Source organism: Corallococcus sp. AB038B, assembly GCF_003668955.1.
GTDB lineage: Bacteria > Myxococcota > Myxococcia > Myxococcales > Myxococcaceae > Corallococcus > Corallococcus exiguus.
In genome coordinates this window covers 1-382 of record NZ_RAWO01000418.1, presented here as the reverse complement: position 1 = coordinate 382, position 382 = coordinate 1, and the positions used below count along the sequence as shown (strand labels likewise).

General features: G+C 65.7%; 1 pseudogene. It reads right to left on the bottom strand.

The features are described 5' to 3' along the window. Positions 1–382 (bottom strand): annotated as a pseudogene (locus D7Y04_RS43750) (hypothetical protein); the annotation flags it as partial.

The following is a 382-nucleotide window of genomic DNA, read 5'->3' as shown; positions in this document are numbered from 1 at the left end:
GGTCCACCTTCCGCACCAGCGATACCCACCCATCCAGCAGACGCCACACGGTGTCCACGCCCAGGTAGGCGATGGCGGTGGCCGTCAGGAGCGCCGCCAGTCCTTTGCTCACCGGCTCAGGGAGTGCCCAGAGGAGCATGTACATCGTGACAGAGGCCGTGACGGTGGCGAGGAGTGCCTCGGGATTCGCCACGGCCTTCAGGGCATCCGCTGTCTCCTGCCACACCGAGTCCATGGCAATGGCCATGGCGAGTGCGTACTTGCCGTCGCTCGCCAGCAGGGGCCCCTCATCCAGCAAGCGCAGGCAGTCTCCGGGCTGCTCCCTGCGTTCGCACCATCGGCCATAGTCACGTGTCAGCTCATCATCCGCATACGACTCCAG